Source organism: Megasphaera sp. SW808, assembly GCF_012027795.1.
Lineage (GTDB): Bacteria > Bacillota > Negativicutes > Veillonellales > Megasphaeraceae > Megasphaera > Megasphaera stantonii.
The window spans coordinates 68,380-83,055 of record NZ_SJOT01000002.1 but is presented as its reverse complement, the minus strand read 5'-3'; the positions used below and the strand labels follow the sequence as shown (position 1 = coordinate 83,055).

Genomic DNA, 14,676 nt, shown 5'->3' with positions numbered 1-14,676 from the left:
GAAGGAGGAAATATGATGACGGAATCTATGCAGAAAACGGCCTTCATCAGCGGCGGCACATCGGGCATCGGCCTGGCAGCAGCGGAAATTTTACTGGAAAGAGGCTGGAATGTCGTTGTCAGCGGCCGCAGCGCTGAGCGGGGCAAGGCGGCTCTGGAATATTTGAACGCCGGCAGCCGTGCCGTCTATATGGGCGGCGATGTAGGTAATGACGAGGATTGCCGCTGTATGATCGACGAAACGGTTCGGCAGTTTGGCCGACTGGACGGCCTTGTTACGTCGGCGGGATATTATGAAGAGTGCCTGCTGGAATATACCGACGATGAACAGGTGCGGCAGATGTTTGCCGTCAACGTGTACGGCACGATTTCCTTGTGCAGATACGCTCTGCCGTATCTCAAGAAGACCTGCGGCAGCATCGTCACCGTCAGCAGTGATGCCGGCCTTCAGGGAAACGTGGCCTGTTCGGTTTACGGCGCGACGAAGGGGGCCGTCGTGGCTTTTTCGAAATCCCTGGCACTGGAGGCGGCGCCCCATCAGGTACGGGTCAACTGTGTCTGTCCCGGCGATGTAGAAACGCCGCTCTTGGAAAAGCAGCTGCAAGGAGACCCGTCCCTGACGATAGAATCCATGAGGGAACAGTATCCCTTGTACCGGCTGGCGAAGCCGCTGGAAGTGGGGAAGGCCATTGCCTTTTTGCTCAGTGACGACGCCTCGTTTATTACAGCTGCGGCACTTCCCGTCGACGGTGGTTTGACAAGCTGGTAAAAACATGGGAAAATAAATTAACTTATCAAATTTGCGCAAATGAGGTGGTATATATGTCAGAAGAAATGAAAACAGTAGAACAGCTGCAGGAAGAAATTGCCAAGCTGAAACAGGAATTGGCCGATTTGAAATCCAGTCAAGCCCCGGCTCAGGAAGCTGAGGCCGTTGCCGCGGCCGACCAGGAAATTCCCGGCGGCGAAAACGAAATGGCCCTGCAGGTTCTCCAGACGATTGAACAGTCTACAGATGATGTAGACGTTAAGGTTGAAACGCTGTGCCGCTGGGCCGCGGCCCGTGCCGGTGCGATTGTCGTTGCGCCGCTGCTGGGAACGGTGGCTCTCATGGCAAACGAAGTATATCTCGTCAGCCGCATCGCCCGCATTTACAACGTCAAGCTGACCGAACGGGCTCTCATCGCTTTCCTCGGTGCTGTAGGCAGCCGCATGATCGGCACGCTGCTCACGACGCTCATCCCGTTCAGCGTTATTCAGGTTCCCGTTGCCGTAGGCATTACGTACAGCCTGGGCCGCGTGACGCAGCGATGGATGAAGGACGGCATGCCCAGTGATATGACGCCGTATGTCGAAATGATGGGCGAATGGAAGGACAAAGCCCGCGAACAGGTCGACCGCCTGCGTGAAAATCCCTTGAAAAACGTTCCTCTCGGCGACGAAACCGTCGATTTCATCAAACGGTGGGGCGGTACGGCTGCGGAAAAATTCCAGGACGTCAAGGAAAAGGGCCAGGAATTATACCACAATGTCCGCCATAAGGACGATTTAGTAGAAGAAATTATCGAAGAAAAAGCGGCGGAAGACGCGGCGAAGGCCGTCGCTGCAGAAACGGCGGACGAAGCTGCCGACGATGCGGCGGAACAGGCTGCGGCCGCCGAAACAACGGAAGAAGAAAAGAAGACTACGGTAGAAGAACAGGTCAAGGCCGCCGTAGAAGACGCCAAGATTCCGCTGGATTAAAAAAGGGACGATGCGTATGTGGAAACTGCTGAGTTTTTTCGCCCGTTTTTATACGCCGGGAAAATTTATTCGCTTTATACGGGGAACGGGGCGGCGCCTTCATTTCCTGCCCAAGCTGATGACGATTTTTTACTGCATGCAGGATAAGGATACGCCGAAGTTCGTCAAGCTGGCCCTGATGGGAGCCCTGGGGTACGTCATACTGCCTTTGGATTTGGTATCCGACGCCTTTATCGGCATCGGCTGGCTCGACGACGCCGCCGTCGTAGCGGCGGCCCTGCGCTTGGCCGGAACGTATGTCAAGCCGGAGCACCTGGAAAAGGTACGCCGCATGTTTCCCTTTGCCAACGTGTGACGAAATAGACAATTCCGATACGGATATCCGTGTTGGGATTGTCTATTTCTCATGAATTGGCGAAATTCCTTTGACAAACATACCTACTCATCGTAAAATGATGTGAGTATGCTATATAGGAGGATGAATTGGCATGGTTACTGTTACTGAAAAAGTGCGGTTTTATGAAACCGATATGATGGGAATCGCCCACCACTCCAACCACATCCGCTGGTTTGAATGCGGCCGCTGCGAGTATTTAAAGCAGGCCGGCATAGACTTGTTCGAGCTGATGGACGAGGGCATATTATTTCCCATAAAGAACGTCTCCTGCGAGTACGTCAGCCCCATTAACTACGCCGATACCATCGTGATTGAAACGCGTCTGACCCGTCTGTCGCGGGCCCAGATGACGTATTCATACCGCATTGTGCGCAAGGAAGACGGCGTCCTGCTGGCCGTCGGCACGTCGCAGAACGTGTTTACTCATAAGGATACGGGGACAGTGGCCCGCTTGGACGACAGGCATTACAATAAATTGAAAGCATGGTATGAGCGGGAGGAAGCTTCTGCCCAATAATGGAGGAATGACAAGTGGAGCGGAATAGACAGCCTATCGGCGTATTCGATTCCGGCGTCGGCGGTTTGACTGTCGTAAATAAGCTGCGCATGCTGCTGCCTCATGAAAATATCATTTATGTCGGCGATACGAAGCGCAATCCCTACGGTTCGCGCACGCCGGAAGAAATATTTTCATATACGAGAGATATACTGCGTTTTATGAGCGAAAAAGAGGTCAAGCTCGTCGCTATCGGCTGCAATACCGTAACGGCCGTGGCCTACGAGACGGTGCGGAAAGAAGTGCCGTATCCCCTCATCGGCATGAGCCGCGGCATTCGTACGGCCCGGGAAATCAGCGCCAAGAAAAAAATCGCCGTCTTCGCGACGGAGTTGACGATTGCCAATCACAGCCATAAAAAAATGGCTGCGGCCATCGATCCGGACATCGAAATTGTAGAACAAGCTTGCCCGGCCTTGGCCAACCTTGTCGAGCGGGGCGTCCTGTCCGGCGAGGAGATCATGGAGCCCCTTCGTCGATATACGGCCCCGGTCATTGCGTCCGGAGCCGATACGGCCATTTTCGGCTGCACGCATTTTCCCTTTGTGCAGCCATTATTCGAAGAGCTGTGCGGCGATACGATTGCCTTTGTAGACCCGGCTCACGAAATGGCTTTGCAGACGCTGGAAGTATTAAAGAAGGGCGGCCTTCTCAACCACGACCGCCTGCCGGGATATCTGCGCCTTTGCTTTACCGCCGAGGCCCGGCGCGGCGGCAAGCTGGCCGAGCATCTCATTCCGGCCAACGAATTTACAGTTGAAGAAATATCCTTTGCCTGAGGGCGGAGAAAATTACGGCCTTATCATGCAGATAAGGCGTCGAAAAGGAGTCTTGCGCCGTGTTATTGTATGTATTGATCAACATCGTCATTGCTGTTATCGGCATCGTCGCCGTATTGTACCTGCTGTTCCGCTTATTTGCCTGGAGACAGGGCGACGCCCGCTTCGTCATCGAGGCGCGCCGCCGCAAGCCCTTTGAGCTGAAGCAGATGACGGCCGATACGGCTGTCTTTGAAACGGAAGTGCCCTTTCATAACGCTGGCCGTCAGTTAGGCACGATTATGGATTTTTATCCCCGTACGCTGCTGCCGAGAGAACAATACGACAAATGTGTCGTCCATTCGCAGCTGGCTAATACGGCAGCTGAACGGGACGACAACTATTGGGAATCTGTCATTTACTATCCTGGAAAAGGAAGCAGCCTTCGCGTTACCATTGCCCTCGTCAGCAAGAGCGGCAATATCCGCGAAGATTTGAAGACCTTCCCTGACATGCCCATCGATTTGGTATACCAGGTCGTGTCGAGAAGCGAATGGTACATCCACAAAGCCCGCATCACCCTGAAGGCTTCGGAAGTACAGCACGCATTGGAACTGCATTAGGAGGTATATGGAAATGGCAGAATTAGAACTTGTACCGATTAAGACGAGAATCCTTACGGATAAAGATGACATTGTCGATGCCATTGAAGAATATGCGAAGGATATTGTCGGTCCCGACGATATCGTATGCACGGCCGAAAGCGTCGTAGCGATTACGCAGCGCCGCTATACGCGCCCGGAAGAGCTGACGCCGTCGTGGCAGGCCCGTCTCATGCGCCGCTTCGTTCCCGGCGAAGGCAGCATGGCAAGCCTCTACGGCATGCAGGCCGCTATGGAGCTGGAAGGGGAGTGGAAGATGCTGTTCTGCTTTATCATCGGCTTCCTGGCCAAATTAATCGGTAAAAACGGCGTTTGGTACCAGCTGTGCCGCCAGGCTTCCCTGACGGACGATGTTACGGGCACGATGCCGCCTTTTGACAAATGCATCGTCTACGGGCCGGCTGAACCGGATAAGGTAGCAGAAAAGATTAAGCAGCGCCTGGGCTGCTACGGTGCCTGTGTCGCCGACGTCAACGACTTGAAGCGCTCTGCCGTCCTCGGTCATTCGAAAGGCCTCAATCCCAGCGAAATCGCCCGTATTCTTATCGACAATCCCTTCGGAAACGCTTCGCAGAAAACCCCTATCGTCGTAATCAAGAATTACGCGAAGTTCGTTCATCAGAAGCCCGAACCTGCGGCGGCAAACTAAGGAGTGACGACGGAACTTATGAAACAGACAATCGTCCTGGCAACCCATAACGCCGGAAAAATACGGGAATTTAAAAGTGTATTGGAGCCCTTGGGGTATACGGCGACAGCTGTCCGCGACTTGTGTCCCCAGCTGCCGGAACCGGAAGAAACGGGAAAGACCTTTGAAGAAAACGCTCGTCTGAAAGCGGCGTATTACATGAAGGCTACAGGGCTTCCCTGCCTGGCCGACGATTCCGGCATCATCGCCGACGCCTTAGGCGGCCGGCCCGGCGTCTATTCGGCCCGCTATGCCGGCCCGGAATGCGACGATGAAAAGAACAACCAAAAGCTGATCGACGAATTGTCGGCCTTTCCGCCGGAAGAGCGGACGGTTCATTACGCCTGCGTGCTGGCCCTGCTGTTTCCCGACGGACGGGAAATCGTCAGAGAAGGCCGCTGCAGTGGCGTGCTGCGTGATTTTTATGCCGGTACGAACGGCTTCGGCTACGACCCGTTGTTTTACGTGCCGGAAAAGGGCAAGACCATGGCCGAGATGACGATGGAAGAGAAAAATGAAATCAGCCATCGGGGCAAAGCACTGGAGCTGCTCGTCGAGGCTCTGTCATGACGCCTATCCGCATAGGCGTCGTCAGTGACAGCCACGGCCGCTTTCGTCCGCTGGAACGCATGGTATCGCAGGCGCCGGACGTGGCGGCTTGGATACACTGCGGCGATTACAGCGACGACGGCGACGATTTAGCTATATATACAGGCGTGCCCGTATATTCTGTCAGGGGCAACAACGATTTTATGAGCGACGCGCCGGCGTGCCGTAAGGTGACCATCGGCGGCGTAAATATCATCGCCGTTCACGGTCACCAGTGGTACGGCGATGCGCGGCTGGCCAAGCTTCGGCAGCTAGGCCGGGAACACGAGGCCCGGCTCGTCCTGTTTGGGCATACGCACCGTCGCTTTTGCCGACGCGACGACGATATGGCCATCGTCAATCCCGGCAGTATTTCCCTGCCCCGCGACGGCAGGGTGGGCACGTATGCCGTGTGCGCCATAGACGACGGCGTGCTGACGGATATACAGTTTTATGAACTGACAAAGTAACTTTTATTTGGAAATTTTATTGAAAAGGTATGATGAAATGGCAACGAAAACGAATAAATTAAAATTGTATGGCTTCAATAATCTGACCAAAACGCTGAGCTTCAACATATACGACATTTGTTATGCCGTCAGCGAAGAGTCGCGCCGCCAGTATATCGAATATATTGATGAACAATATAACGCAGAACGGCTGACGAATATTTTAAAAAATGTCTCGTCCATTATCGGCGCCAATATTTTGAATATTGCCAGCCAGGATTACGATCCGCAGGGGGCCAGCGTGACGATCCTCATTTCGGAAGAGCCTGTCGAACCGGCCGACGCCGACGTAGTTTGTCATCTGGATAAGAGCCATCTGACGGTTCATACGTATCCGGAAAGCCATCCTCAGAAGGGGATCATGACTTTCCGCGCCGATATCGACGTATCGACGTGCGGTCGTATTTCTCCTCTCAACGCGCTGAATTACCTGATAGACAATTTCGATTCCGACATCGTAACCCTCGACTACCATGTCCGCGGCTTTACCCGCGACTTGAGCGGCAAGAAGCTGTTCATCGATCACCGCATTAATTCCATCCAAAATTACATTTCCCAGAGTACGCGCAGCCGCTATAATATGATAGACGTCAACGTATATCAGGAAAATATCTTCCATACGAAAATGATGCTGAAGGATTTTGATTTGAACAATTACCTGTTCAACATGACGGCTGACCAGCTGACAGAACGGCAGCGCAATCAAATCCGCAAGCTCGTATATCAGGAAATGCTGGAAATATTCAACGGCCACAATATGCCGACGATGCGTTAATTTTTTATCTCTATGAACAAAACTGCCTGTTGTCTTAAAATAAGATGGCAGGCAGTTTTTCTTTTATAATCTTGATACTCATGGTATAATACCTGTAACATCCAATAGACAGAAAGGAGCTGGTTTCCTGTGAATATAGTGCTGCAACTCCGTCGGCGAAGTGTCGACAGTATCCGCCGCTTTACGGTGCCGTTTATCATTTCCCTATTATTGTTTGCCGATGTAGCCTATCTGACTTGCTGGCCGTCGGACGAAAAGTGGCTTGTCTATGGCGCTATATCTCTGTGTATTGCTGCTATGTTTTCTGTCTGGTGGCAGCTGGTATTGGAAGTACGCCGGATTAGGGGGGCGAAGGCCTGGTTATGGCAAGGCGCGTCCCTTGTCGTATGGGCTGGCTCGTACGGTACGTGGATGGCCGTACAGGACATGACCTATATCATCTTATATGGCTCCGGTATATTTCTGGCCTTGACAGCCGGTATTCTGGCCTGGCTGACGTATTATGCCGGTGAAAGCGCCTTCAACCGCGTATTCTGCGGCGCCCTGCAGGCCGTCGGCGTCGCCGTCGTCGCTGACATATCCCTGTCTATTTGCGCCATGGCTCTGCAGACGCTGCTTCAGCTGTCCTTATCTTTTTCCAACTTGTACGCATTGATTTTCTATGCGTCGTTTTTGGTCGTCGGGTGGAACGTATTCTTATCGTCTGTTCCCGAGCCGGGACGGCCGGCTGCACCGTCCAAGCCCTTCGGCAGCGTCATGGCTTACGTCGTCGTACCGGTTTACGGCGTATTGCTGGCGATTCTGTACATATACATCGCCATGATTTGCTTTAAGGGAGAAATGCCCGTAGGGAAGATGAATTGGTTTGCTTCCATTGCGCTGCTGGTATATGCTTTTTGTTATTTGACTTGCAGTAATTATGACAATCATGTCTGGCTACTGCGTTACCGCCGTTGGGGCGGCCTTCTCCTCATTCCTGTCGTAGCTGTACAACTTTGGGGCGTGTATATTCGTCATGAAGCTTATGGATTGACGGAGCTGCGCTATTTGTCTATGGCCTGCACGGCCTTCGGCATCGCCGTGATCCCGGCGGCCCTGCGCCGCTTGTCCGGAACCTGGCTGTTTCTATTGGCCGCCGGTATGACGCTGGTCATTTCCATAACGCCTTTGAACGTACTGGACGCCCCGTACCGCAGTCAGGAAAGGCGGCTGCTGGCGATGATGGAAGAAAAGGGAATGCTTCAAAACGGCGTGGTCTCAGACGCGGCGGATATGTCCCGTGAAGATAAGGAAGAAATATACAGCACGTACCGCTACGTGAAGAGCTATACGGGCCAGAGGGACCCGACTGTTGAAGTTATTCTGCAATCGCCGGTCATGGAATCTCTCCGCTATGCCGGTCCTCATTATCGGTCGCGGTATTTCATCAATGACAGTACGGCTGTATCGGTAGCCGGATACACAGCAATGTACGTCGTGGAAAAGACGGCCGGTAAGGACGGCATGCTCACGGTTCAAACGCAGAGGGGAGACGTAGCGATTTCCCTGCTGCCCTATGCCGAACAGCTGTGCCGACAGTACGAAGGCGCCGGTCAGATGGCCAATCAAAATGTGGCAAACCTGTATCTCCTTCCCGACGACGGCCATTATCTCTTTATACGCACGATGAATGTCGATTTGGCCGACGATGCTATCCAGAGCATTTCCATATCAGCCATTCTGTTGGAAAAATAAAGTTGCCTCAGGCCGTAGTCATGGTATAGTATACATAGATGGACATGAAGGAGTGTTATATATGGATACGAAGAAAAAACTATGCAAAATCGGTGAAAAAATGAAGGAAGCTGGTCTCGTCGCCGCCTGCGACGGCAATATCAGCTTCCGAAACCCTAATGGAACGATCGTCATTACGCCGTCGGGCCTGCCGAAGGGCGAATTGAAGCCGTCTCAGCTTCTGGTCATGGATATAAACGGCAAGGTGATAAAAGGAGAAGGAAAGCCGTCGTCGGAAACGCCTCTTCATTTGGAAATCTATAAGGCTCGTCCCGATGTCAATGCTATTATCCACGCCCATCCCATCGTCGCCACCGCCGTGACCGTTGCCGGATTAACCTTTCCCAGCACTATTGTGACTGAAGGCGCTATCGTCCTGGGGAAATCCGTACCGACCGTGCCGTACGCCGCGCCGGGCAGCGCTGAATTGGGCAAGGTCTGTGCCGAATACGCCAAGAAGGTCGACGTATTCCTCATGGAACGCCACGGTGCGACAGCTCTGGGTAAAGACCTGAAGGAAGCCCTGTACCGTATGGAAACGCTGGAAGCCGTCGCCAAAGTCTACCGGGCGTCGCTGGCTTTCGCCGTCAATTCCCGGGCCCTGCAGGATATCAGCCGCAGCCAAGAGCTGGCGTCGTTTTTCCTGCGCTAGTCAATTCAGATTAGATGTTAAGCAAAAAGCTGTTCAATCCATCGTCGGCTGAACAGCTTTTTTGTATACGCAATTTATCTTTTTCAGATTTTTTCTTTTGATAAGAAATTATCCCTTCGATGAATCTTATCAAGGACTCAGCGTAGGGGATACGTTACTTGCTCCAGTCCTTCGGCTCTACGACGTAAGTCGTTTGGTTTTCAAAGACGACGAAGCCCGGCGCAGCATGGGCCGGCTTTTTGACATTGCGCACAAGGGCGCAATCTACTTCGGCCTTCGATGTGCCGCGGGCCTTGCTGTAATAGGCGGCCATCTGAGCGGCCATTTCGATTTGCTCGTCTGTCGGCGTTACGTTGTGGCAGGCTAAAATGACGTGGGACCCGGGCTGATTTTTGATGTGGAACCACAAGTCGTAGGGATGGGCTTTCTTCTGGGTCAAAAAATCGTTCTGCCGGTTGTTGCGGCCTACCCAGATGGGGATGCCGCCGGCATCGGCGGTCAGGATTTGCTGAGAAAATTCCCGCTTCATTTTATCCTTGGACGAGGAGGAAATAAGCCCCATTTGCCGCATTTCGGCTTTAATATCGACGATTTCCGCTTTGCTGCCGATGTTGTCCAAGGCGTATTCCAGCGAGTAGAGATACTGGAGATGCTGCTCGTTTTCGGCGATGAGCTCGGCCGATTTCTGCTTGCGGTTGCGCATCTTCGTGTAGCGCTTGTAATAACGGTTGGCATTGTCCGTCATGGAATAGGCCGGTTCGAGGGGAATGGTAATCGGTTCCTGCTGCTCCGACAGGAGATTGGCAACGGTGACGCTCTTTTCGTGATCGTGCTTTTCGTAGGCGTAAATCATGAGCAGGTCGCCGTAAAGCTTATAAGTATCCATCTTATCCGTTTCTTTCAATTCGGACGAAATGCGCTTGATCTTTTTCTTTTGTTTTTCAATAAGCTTGGCGACGCGCTTCTGCATCTCTTCCTGCTCGCCGTTGAGGCTGCCCTTGCTAGCGGCCTGATAGTCGTCGAGGTATTCTTCGATGGACGAGAAGCGGCGGCGCGGATAGGCAGACAAGCTTTGCAGTTCCAGGGGGAAGATGATTTCTTTTCCCTTGACCGTATAAACGAAGGCTCCCGATACGCCGTCAAGCTCTTGGCCCAGGCGTTCGATACAGCGGCACCAGGAGAATTTGTCGGCCGGCGACAGGTCCTGGACGAGGGCGTTTTTATCGAGGCCGCTTCGGACGGCCAATTCGTCGAGGACGACGGTGCTCATGCCGTTGAACCGCTTGAGCATCCACTTTCCCAAGGGTTCATCCGTACCCGTTTCCATCATGGCGGCTAATTCTTCGGCGGAAAAGTCGAAGGGGTTCATGCGCATGAAGTTAGGCGGGAAATCATAGGGCTCCTTGGGGAAGATAGTACGCAGGGCCTGCTTGTCCTTGCGGGTCTTGATGAGAGCTTCGATGATGACGCCGTCTTCGGTGAAGATGACGTTGCTGTATTTGCCCATGAGCTCGACGTGGATCTTCCTCGTCGCCAGCTGGCCCGACGTGTCGAGGACGTCGACGGCAATTTCGATGAGCCGGTCCATGTGGAGCTGGCTGATCGAGGCGATGCGGCCGTTTTCATAATATTTGCGCAGAAACATGCACAAGCCCGTCGGCACGTCCGGCGTCGGCGGCATCTGCCGCGCGACGTACAGCCGAGGCGAATCATCCAAGGTCATGATGAGGTGGTGGACTCCCGTATCGTTGAACACGCGGAAGTAAAGAGAGCGGTTGTCCAGCTGGTATATTTTGGAAATCTGACCGCCCTTTAATATATCTTTTAATTCATTGGTAATACAATGAAGCGTAATGCCATCGAGATTCATAATGACAACTCCTGTTCTTTTACAAAATTACTCTATTCTGACATCATACCATAAATACGGGGCCGTGAGTAGATAGGCTTGCGGCCGGGCGCGGATTTTGAGGGGAAAAGTCGGCCTTTTGCGTAAAAGTATATAGACCTGCGGCCGGATTTACGTTATACTAATACATTAGATAGAACGATGCTGTAGAGGAGGTCATCATAGTGCGCAGTATGACCGGCTTCGGCCGAGGTACGTACAGCGATGAGCACGTCAGCGTGACCATTGAAATGCGTGCCGTCAACCAACGATTTTTAGAGTTAAACATCCGCATGCCCCACGCCTATCTGGCGCTGGAAGATAAATTGCGGAAAAGTATAAAGGAGACGCTGCACCGCGGCAAGGTCGACGTATACGTCACCGTCGGTGAGCTGACGCCGGCGGCGCCGCAGATCCGCATCGACTACGCGGCCCTGGCAGCCTGCAAGGCGGCGATGGACGACGTAAACCAGTCGCTGTTCGGCGGAGAAAAGACGACGCTGCCGCTGATCATGGGCTTGACTAAGGATTGGTTCGTTCAGGAACCGCCGGCAGTCAACGCCGAAGAGGTATGGCCCGTCTTCGCCCAGGCCCTGCAGGGCGCCTTGGACGGCATGGTCGCCATGCGGGACAAGGAAGGAGCTAATATCCGCCGCGACTTGCTGGCGCGGACCGACAGGATGGCGGCTATGATCGAGGCCATTGAAGCGAAGAAAGAAGACGTCGTCGCCCGCTATAAGGAACGGCTGGAGAAGAAAATACTGGCCCTGTTCGATGCGGCCCGCCAGGTTCCCGACCAGGATCGGCTGCTGCAGGAAGTAGCTACATACGCCGACAAGGTGGATTTTACGGAAGAAGTTGTACGCTTCCGCAGCCATGTGGTACAATTAAAGGGCTTTCTGGAACAGGACGGTGACGTAGGCCGCAAGCTTGATTTCCTCATCCAGGAACTGAACCGGGAAGTCAATACGATTGGCTCGAAGGCCAACGACACCGACGTGACGGAATATGTCCTGCAGCTGAAAAACGAAATCGAAAAAATCCGCGAACAGGTGCAGAATATCGAATGATGGTGAGTCTATGAATTTCAACTTATTGAATATAGGGTTCGGCAACATGGTAATGGGCAGCAAAGTCGTAGCCATTATCAGCCCCGAATCGGCGCCGATTAAGCGCATGGTGCAGGAAGCGCGGGAGCGCAATACGCTCATCGACGCGACCTTCGGCCGCAAGACCCGTTCGGTCCTTATCATGGACAATGGGCAGATCATCTTATCGGCCCTGCAGGCGGAAACCATTTCCCACCGCATTTTGCAGGTCGACGGGGAAGACCAGGAAGAACCAGAAGAAGATTTATAAGAGAGGATGGAGCGACCATGATCGATTCAGGTCTGCTTATCGTCGTCTCCGGCCCGTCCGGCGCCGGCAAGGGGACGATATGCGACGCACTGCGGGAGCATTTTCCCAATATCCATTATTCTATTTCTATGACGACGCGCCAGCCGCGGCCGGGCGAAGAAGACGGCGTCAACTATTATTTTACCGACAACGGCCGTTTTGAAGAGCTGCTGAAGGAAGACGCGTTCTTGGAACACGCCAAGGTATACGACCATTATTACGGCACACCGAAGGAATACGTATACCAGATGCTCCGTCAGGGCAACCACGTCATGCTGGAAATCGACATTCAGGGAGCTATGCAGGTGAAGGAAAAATATCCCCAAGGTGTCTTTATCTACATCGTTCCGCCGAGTAAGGCCGTCCTGGAAGAACGGCTTCGGGGACGCCATACCGACTCGGACGACGTCATCGCCGCGCGGCTGGCGAAGGCCCGGAACGAGCTGGAATGGATTGATAAATACGACTATGTCATCGTCAACGACGATCTGGGCGAAGCGATTCAGAAGGCTGCCGCCGTGCTGAAAGCAGAGGAGTGCCGAGTCATGCGCAACGCCAACTGTATCGAAGAGACCAAGCAGGCGTATCAATAGAAATTTGTATGCAGTAAAAGAGGAGAGATGTTCTTATGTTGATTAAACCGACGTTGGAATCGTTAATGAAAAAAGTAGACAGCAAATACACCTTAGTTACGCTGGCGGCAAAACGGGCCCGCGAATTGACGGACGGCGACGAACCGCTCGTAGACGTAGAAACGACGCGCGTCGTTTCCATCGCGATGGAAGAAATCGATCAGGGCAAGATTACCTATGAAAAGCCTCAGGGCGGCATTAAATAATTGCGGAGGATAGTATCGCCATGTTATTAGAAAACAAGAAAATCGTCTTGGGTATCAGCGGCGGCATCGCCGCGTTTAAGGCCGCTGAAATCGCCAGCATGCTGCGCAAGCGCGGCGCCGAAGTCAAGTGCATTATGACCGATCATGCGGCGGAGTTTATTACGCCGCTGACGATGCGGGAAATTTCCGGCAACCCCGTCGCCGTATCCATGTTCGGCGATATTCCCGAATTTAACGTCGAACACATCGCCCTGGCCCAGTGGGCCGACGTATTCGTCATCGCCCCGGCTACGGCCAACGTCATCGGTAAAATTGCCGGCGGCATTGCCGACGATATGCTGACGACGACGGTCATGGCTACGACGGCTCCCGTCGTCATCGCCCCGGCTATGAACAGCAACATGTACACGAACCCCATCGTGCAGAAAAATATCGCCGCCCTCAGAGAGTACGGCTATGAAATCATCGAGCCTGCTACAGGTCATTTGGCCTGCGGCGTTACCGGCGTCGGCCGCCTGCCCGAACCGGAAGATATTGTCGACTATATTGAATTTGCAGCCTGCCGGACGAACCTGCTGAAAGGAAAGAAGGTCATCGTCACGGCCGGCGGCACGCGCGAGCCTATCGACCCGGTCCGCTTTATCGGCAACCATTCCAGCGGCCGCATGGGCTTTGCCATCGCTAAAGCCGCAGCCTTTGCCGGCGCAGACGTCACCTTGGTCGCCGGCAGCAACGACCATCTGAAGACGCCGGCCGGCGTAGCGCGCCGCATCGACGTAGGCAGCACCAACGACATGAAGGCCGCCGTCGATTCGTATTACGACGACTGCGATCTGGTCATCAAGTCGGCTGCCGTCGCCGATTACCGTTCGGCTCATCCGGCAGCGAATAAGATCAAGAAATCCGACGAAACGCTGACCTTGACGATGGCTAAAAACCCGGACATCCTGTACGGCTTGGGCCAGCGCAAGGCCCATCAGGTTCTCATCGGCTTTGCTGCCGAAACAACGAACCTCATCGAGTACGGCACGGCTAAGTTAAAGAAGAAGAACCTCGACATGCTCGTCGCCAACGACGTCAGCGCCGAAGGGGCCGGCTTCCAGGGCACGACGAATATCGCCACCTTCCTGTTCCCTGACGGCTCGATGGAAAAGCTCGAGAAAATGGACAAGGAAGACCTGGCGGCGGTCATCGTAGAACGGGCCGCGGCGATTTTAGCCAAAAAAAATCAGTAATCGAGGCCATGATTTTTCGAATAGGTCTTGCATAATTCTTCTTGTTAGTATACAATAGGTCAAGTGAATAAAATATTTAACCATCAAGAGCTGTGGAGGGATTGGCCCGATGATGCAGCAGCAACCTTCAGTGAATGAAAGGTGCTAAATCCAACAGTGTAGCGTACTGAAAGATGGGCTGATACATACCCCTCTTTTCAGAGGGGATTTTTTTTGA

At 53.3% G+C, this 14,676-nt stretch carries 18 protein-coding genes and 1 riboswitch; of the genes, 17 read left to right on the top strand and 1 reads right to left on the bottom strand.

Features of this window, described 5'->3' with window-relative positions; genetic code table 11:
* Window positions 1–12 precede the first annotated feature (12 nt).
* The 12 genes from E0L13_RS01225 (at window position 13) to E0L13_RS01170 (ending at window position 9,100) form a co-directional block, all read left to right on the top strand.
* The gene (locus E0L13_RS01225; protein WP_168059700.1) at window positions 13–768 is read left to right on the top strand and encodes an SDR family oxidoreductase; all 756 of its coding nucleotides are present in this window, start codon (window positions 13–15) and stop codon (window positions 766–768) included.
* Between the two features lie 53 nt (window positions 769–821).
* Window positions 822–1,742 carry a hypothetical protein gene (locus E0L13_RS01220; protein ID WP_168059698.1) on the top strand — a complete coding sequence of 307 codons (921 nt, stop codon included), beginning with the start codon at window positions 822–824 and terminating at the stop codon, window positions 1,740–1,742.
* Window positions 1,743–1,758: 16 nt separating this feature from the next.
* Window positions 1,759–2,097: a DUF1232 domain-containing protein gene (locus tag E0L13_RS01215; protein ID WP_087477384.1), complete on the top strand. Its 339-nt coding sequence runs from the start codon at window positions 1,759–1,761 to the stop codon at window positions 2,095–2,097.
* Between the two features lie 133 nt (window positions 2,098–2,230).
* A complete protein-coding gene (locus E0L13_RS01210; RefSeq protein ID WP_168059696.1) occupies window positions 2,231–2,656 on the top strand; it encodes a thioesterase family protein in 426 nt (141 codons plus the stop codon).
* A 14-nt stretch (window positions 2,657–2,670) separates the two neighbouring features.
* Window positions 2,671–3,474 (top strand): glutamate racemase, encoded by an 804-nt coding sequence (gene murI / locus E0L13_RS01205; protein WP_168059694.1) that lies wholly within the window; start codon window positions 2,671–2,673, stop codon window positions 3,472–3,474.
* 59 nt (window positions 3,475–3,533) lie between these two features.
* Entirely contained in the window at window positions 3,534–4,076 is a 543-nt protein-coding gene (locus E0L13_RS01200) for a hypothetical protein (RefSeq protein WP_168059692.1), read from the top strand.
* Between the two features lie 13 nt (window positions 4,077–4,089).
* The gene (locus E0L13_RS01195) at window positions 4,090–4,764 is read left to right on the top strand and encodes a coenzyme F420-0:L-glutamate ligase (RefSeq protein ID WP_087477388.1); all 675 of its coding nucleotides are present in this window, start codon (window positions 4,090–4,092) and stop codon (window positions 4,762–4,764) included.
* An 18-nt stretch (window positions 4,765–4,782) separates the two neighbouring features.
* Window positions 4,783–5,373 (top strand): XTP/dITP diphosphatase, encoded by a 591-nt coding sequence (locus tag E0L13_RS01190; protein WP_168059690.1) that lies wholly within the window; start codon window positions 4,783–4,785, stop codon window positions 5,371–5,373.
* Window positions 5,370–5,861, top strand: coding sequence for a metallophosphoesterase (locus E0L13_RS01185; protein WP_168059688.1), 492 nt, complete (start codon window positions 5,370–5,372; stop codon window positions 5,859–5,861). Before E0L13_RS01190 ends, E0L13_RS01185 begins: the two co-directional genes overlap by 4 nt.
* Window positions 5,862–5,898: 37 nt before the next feature.
* Window positions 5,899–6,675 carry an adenosylmethionine decarboxylase gene (gene speD, locus E0L13_RS01180; RefSeq protein WP_168059686.1) on the top strand — a complete coding sequence of 259 codons (777 nt, stop codon included), beginning with the start codon at window positions 5,899–5,901 and terminating at the stop codon, window positions 6,673–6,675.
* Window positions 6,676–6,804: 129 nt separating this feature from the next.
* Window positions 6,805–8,409 (top strand): DUF4153 domain-containing protein, encoded by a 1,605-nt coding sequence (locus E0L13_RS01175; RefSeq protein WP_168059684.1) that lies wholly within the window; start codon window positions 6,805–6,807, stop codon window positions 8,407–8,409.
* A gap of 61 nt (window positions 8,410–8,470) precedes the next feature.
* Complete coding sequence (locus E0L13_RS01170; RefSeq protein WP_168059682.1) at window positions 8,471–9,100, top strand: class II aldolase/adducin family protein; 630 nt, start codon at window positions 8,471–8,473, stop codon at window positions 9,098–9,100.
* Window positions 9,101–9,254: 154 nt separating this feature from the next.
* Here the strand turns inward: E0L13_RS01170 and E0L13_RS01165 are convergent, their stop codons facing one another.
* Window positions 9,255–10,970 carry an NFACT family protein gene (locus tag E0L13_RS01165; RefSeq protein ID WP_168059680.1) on the bottom strand — a complete coding sequence of 572 codons (1,716 nt, stop codon included), beginning with the start codon at window positions 10,968–10,970 and terminating at the stop codon, window positions 9,255–9,257.
* Window positions 10,971–11,182: 212 nt separating this feature from the next.
* Here E0L13_RS01165 and E0L13_RS01160 point away from each other — a divergent pair, with 212 nt between their 5' ends.
* Genes E0L13_RS01160 through coaBC form a run of 5 tightly spaced genes read left to right on the top strand, consistent with a single transcriptional unit; the run spans window position 11,183 to window position 14,459 of the window.
* Window positions 11,183–12,058: a YicC/YloC family endoribonuclease gene (locus tag E0L13_RS01160; RefSeq protein ID WP_206081454.1), complete on the top strand. Its 876-nt coding sequence runs from the start codon at window positions 11,183–11,185 to the stop codon at window positions 12,056–12,058.
* Window positions 12,059–12,068: 10 nt separating this feature from the next.
* Window positions 12,069–12,347, top strand: coding sequence for a DUF370 domain-containing protein (locus tag E0L13_RS01155; RefSeq protein WP_168059676.1), 279 nt, complete (start codon window positions 12,069–12,071; stop codon window positions 12,345–12,347).
* Window positions 12,348–12,364: 17 nt separating this feature from the next.
* Window positions 12,365–12,979 carry a guanylate kinase gene (gmk, locus tag E0L13_RS01150; protein WP_168059674.1) on the top strand — a complete coding sequence of 205 codons (615 nt, stop codon included), beginning with the start codon at window positions 12,365–12,367 and terminating at the stop codon, window positions 12,977–12,979.
* Between the two features lie 35 nt (window positions 12,980–13,014).
* Window positions 13,015–13,224 carry a DNA-directed RNA polymerase subunit omega gene (gene rpoZ, locus E0L13_RS01145; RefSeq protein WP_087477398.1) on the top strand — a complete coding sequence of 70 codons (210 nt, stop codon included), beginning with the start codon at window positions 13,015–13,017 and terminating at the stop codon, window positions 13,222–13,224.
* A gap of 20 nt (window positions 13,225–13,244) precedes the next feature.
* A complete protein-coding gene (gene coaBC, locus E0L13_RS01140; protein WP_168059672.1) occupies window positions 13,245–14,459 on the top strand; it encodes a bifunctional phosphopantothenoylcysteine decarboxylase/phosphopantothenate--cysteine ligase CoaBC in 1,215 nt (404 codons plus the stop codon).
* A 77-nt stretch (window positions 14,460–14,536) separates the two neighbouring features.
* Window positions 14,537–14,639, top strand: a riboswitch (SAM riboswitch).
* Window positions 14,640–14,676: the final 37 nt, after the last annotated feature.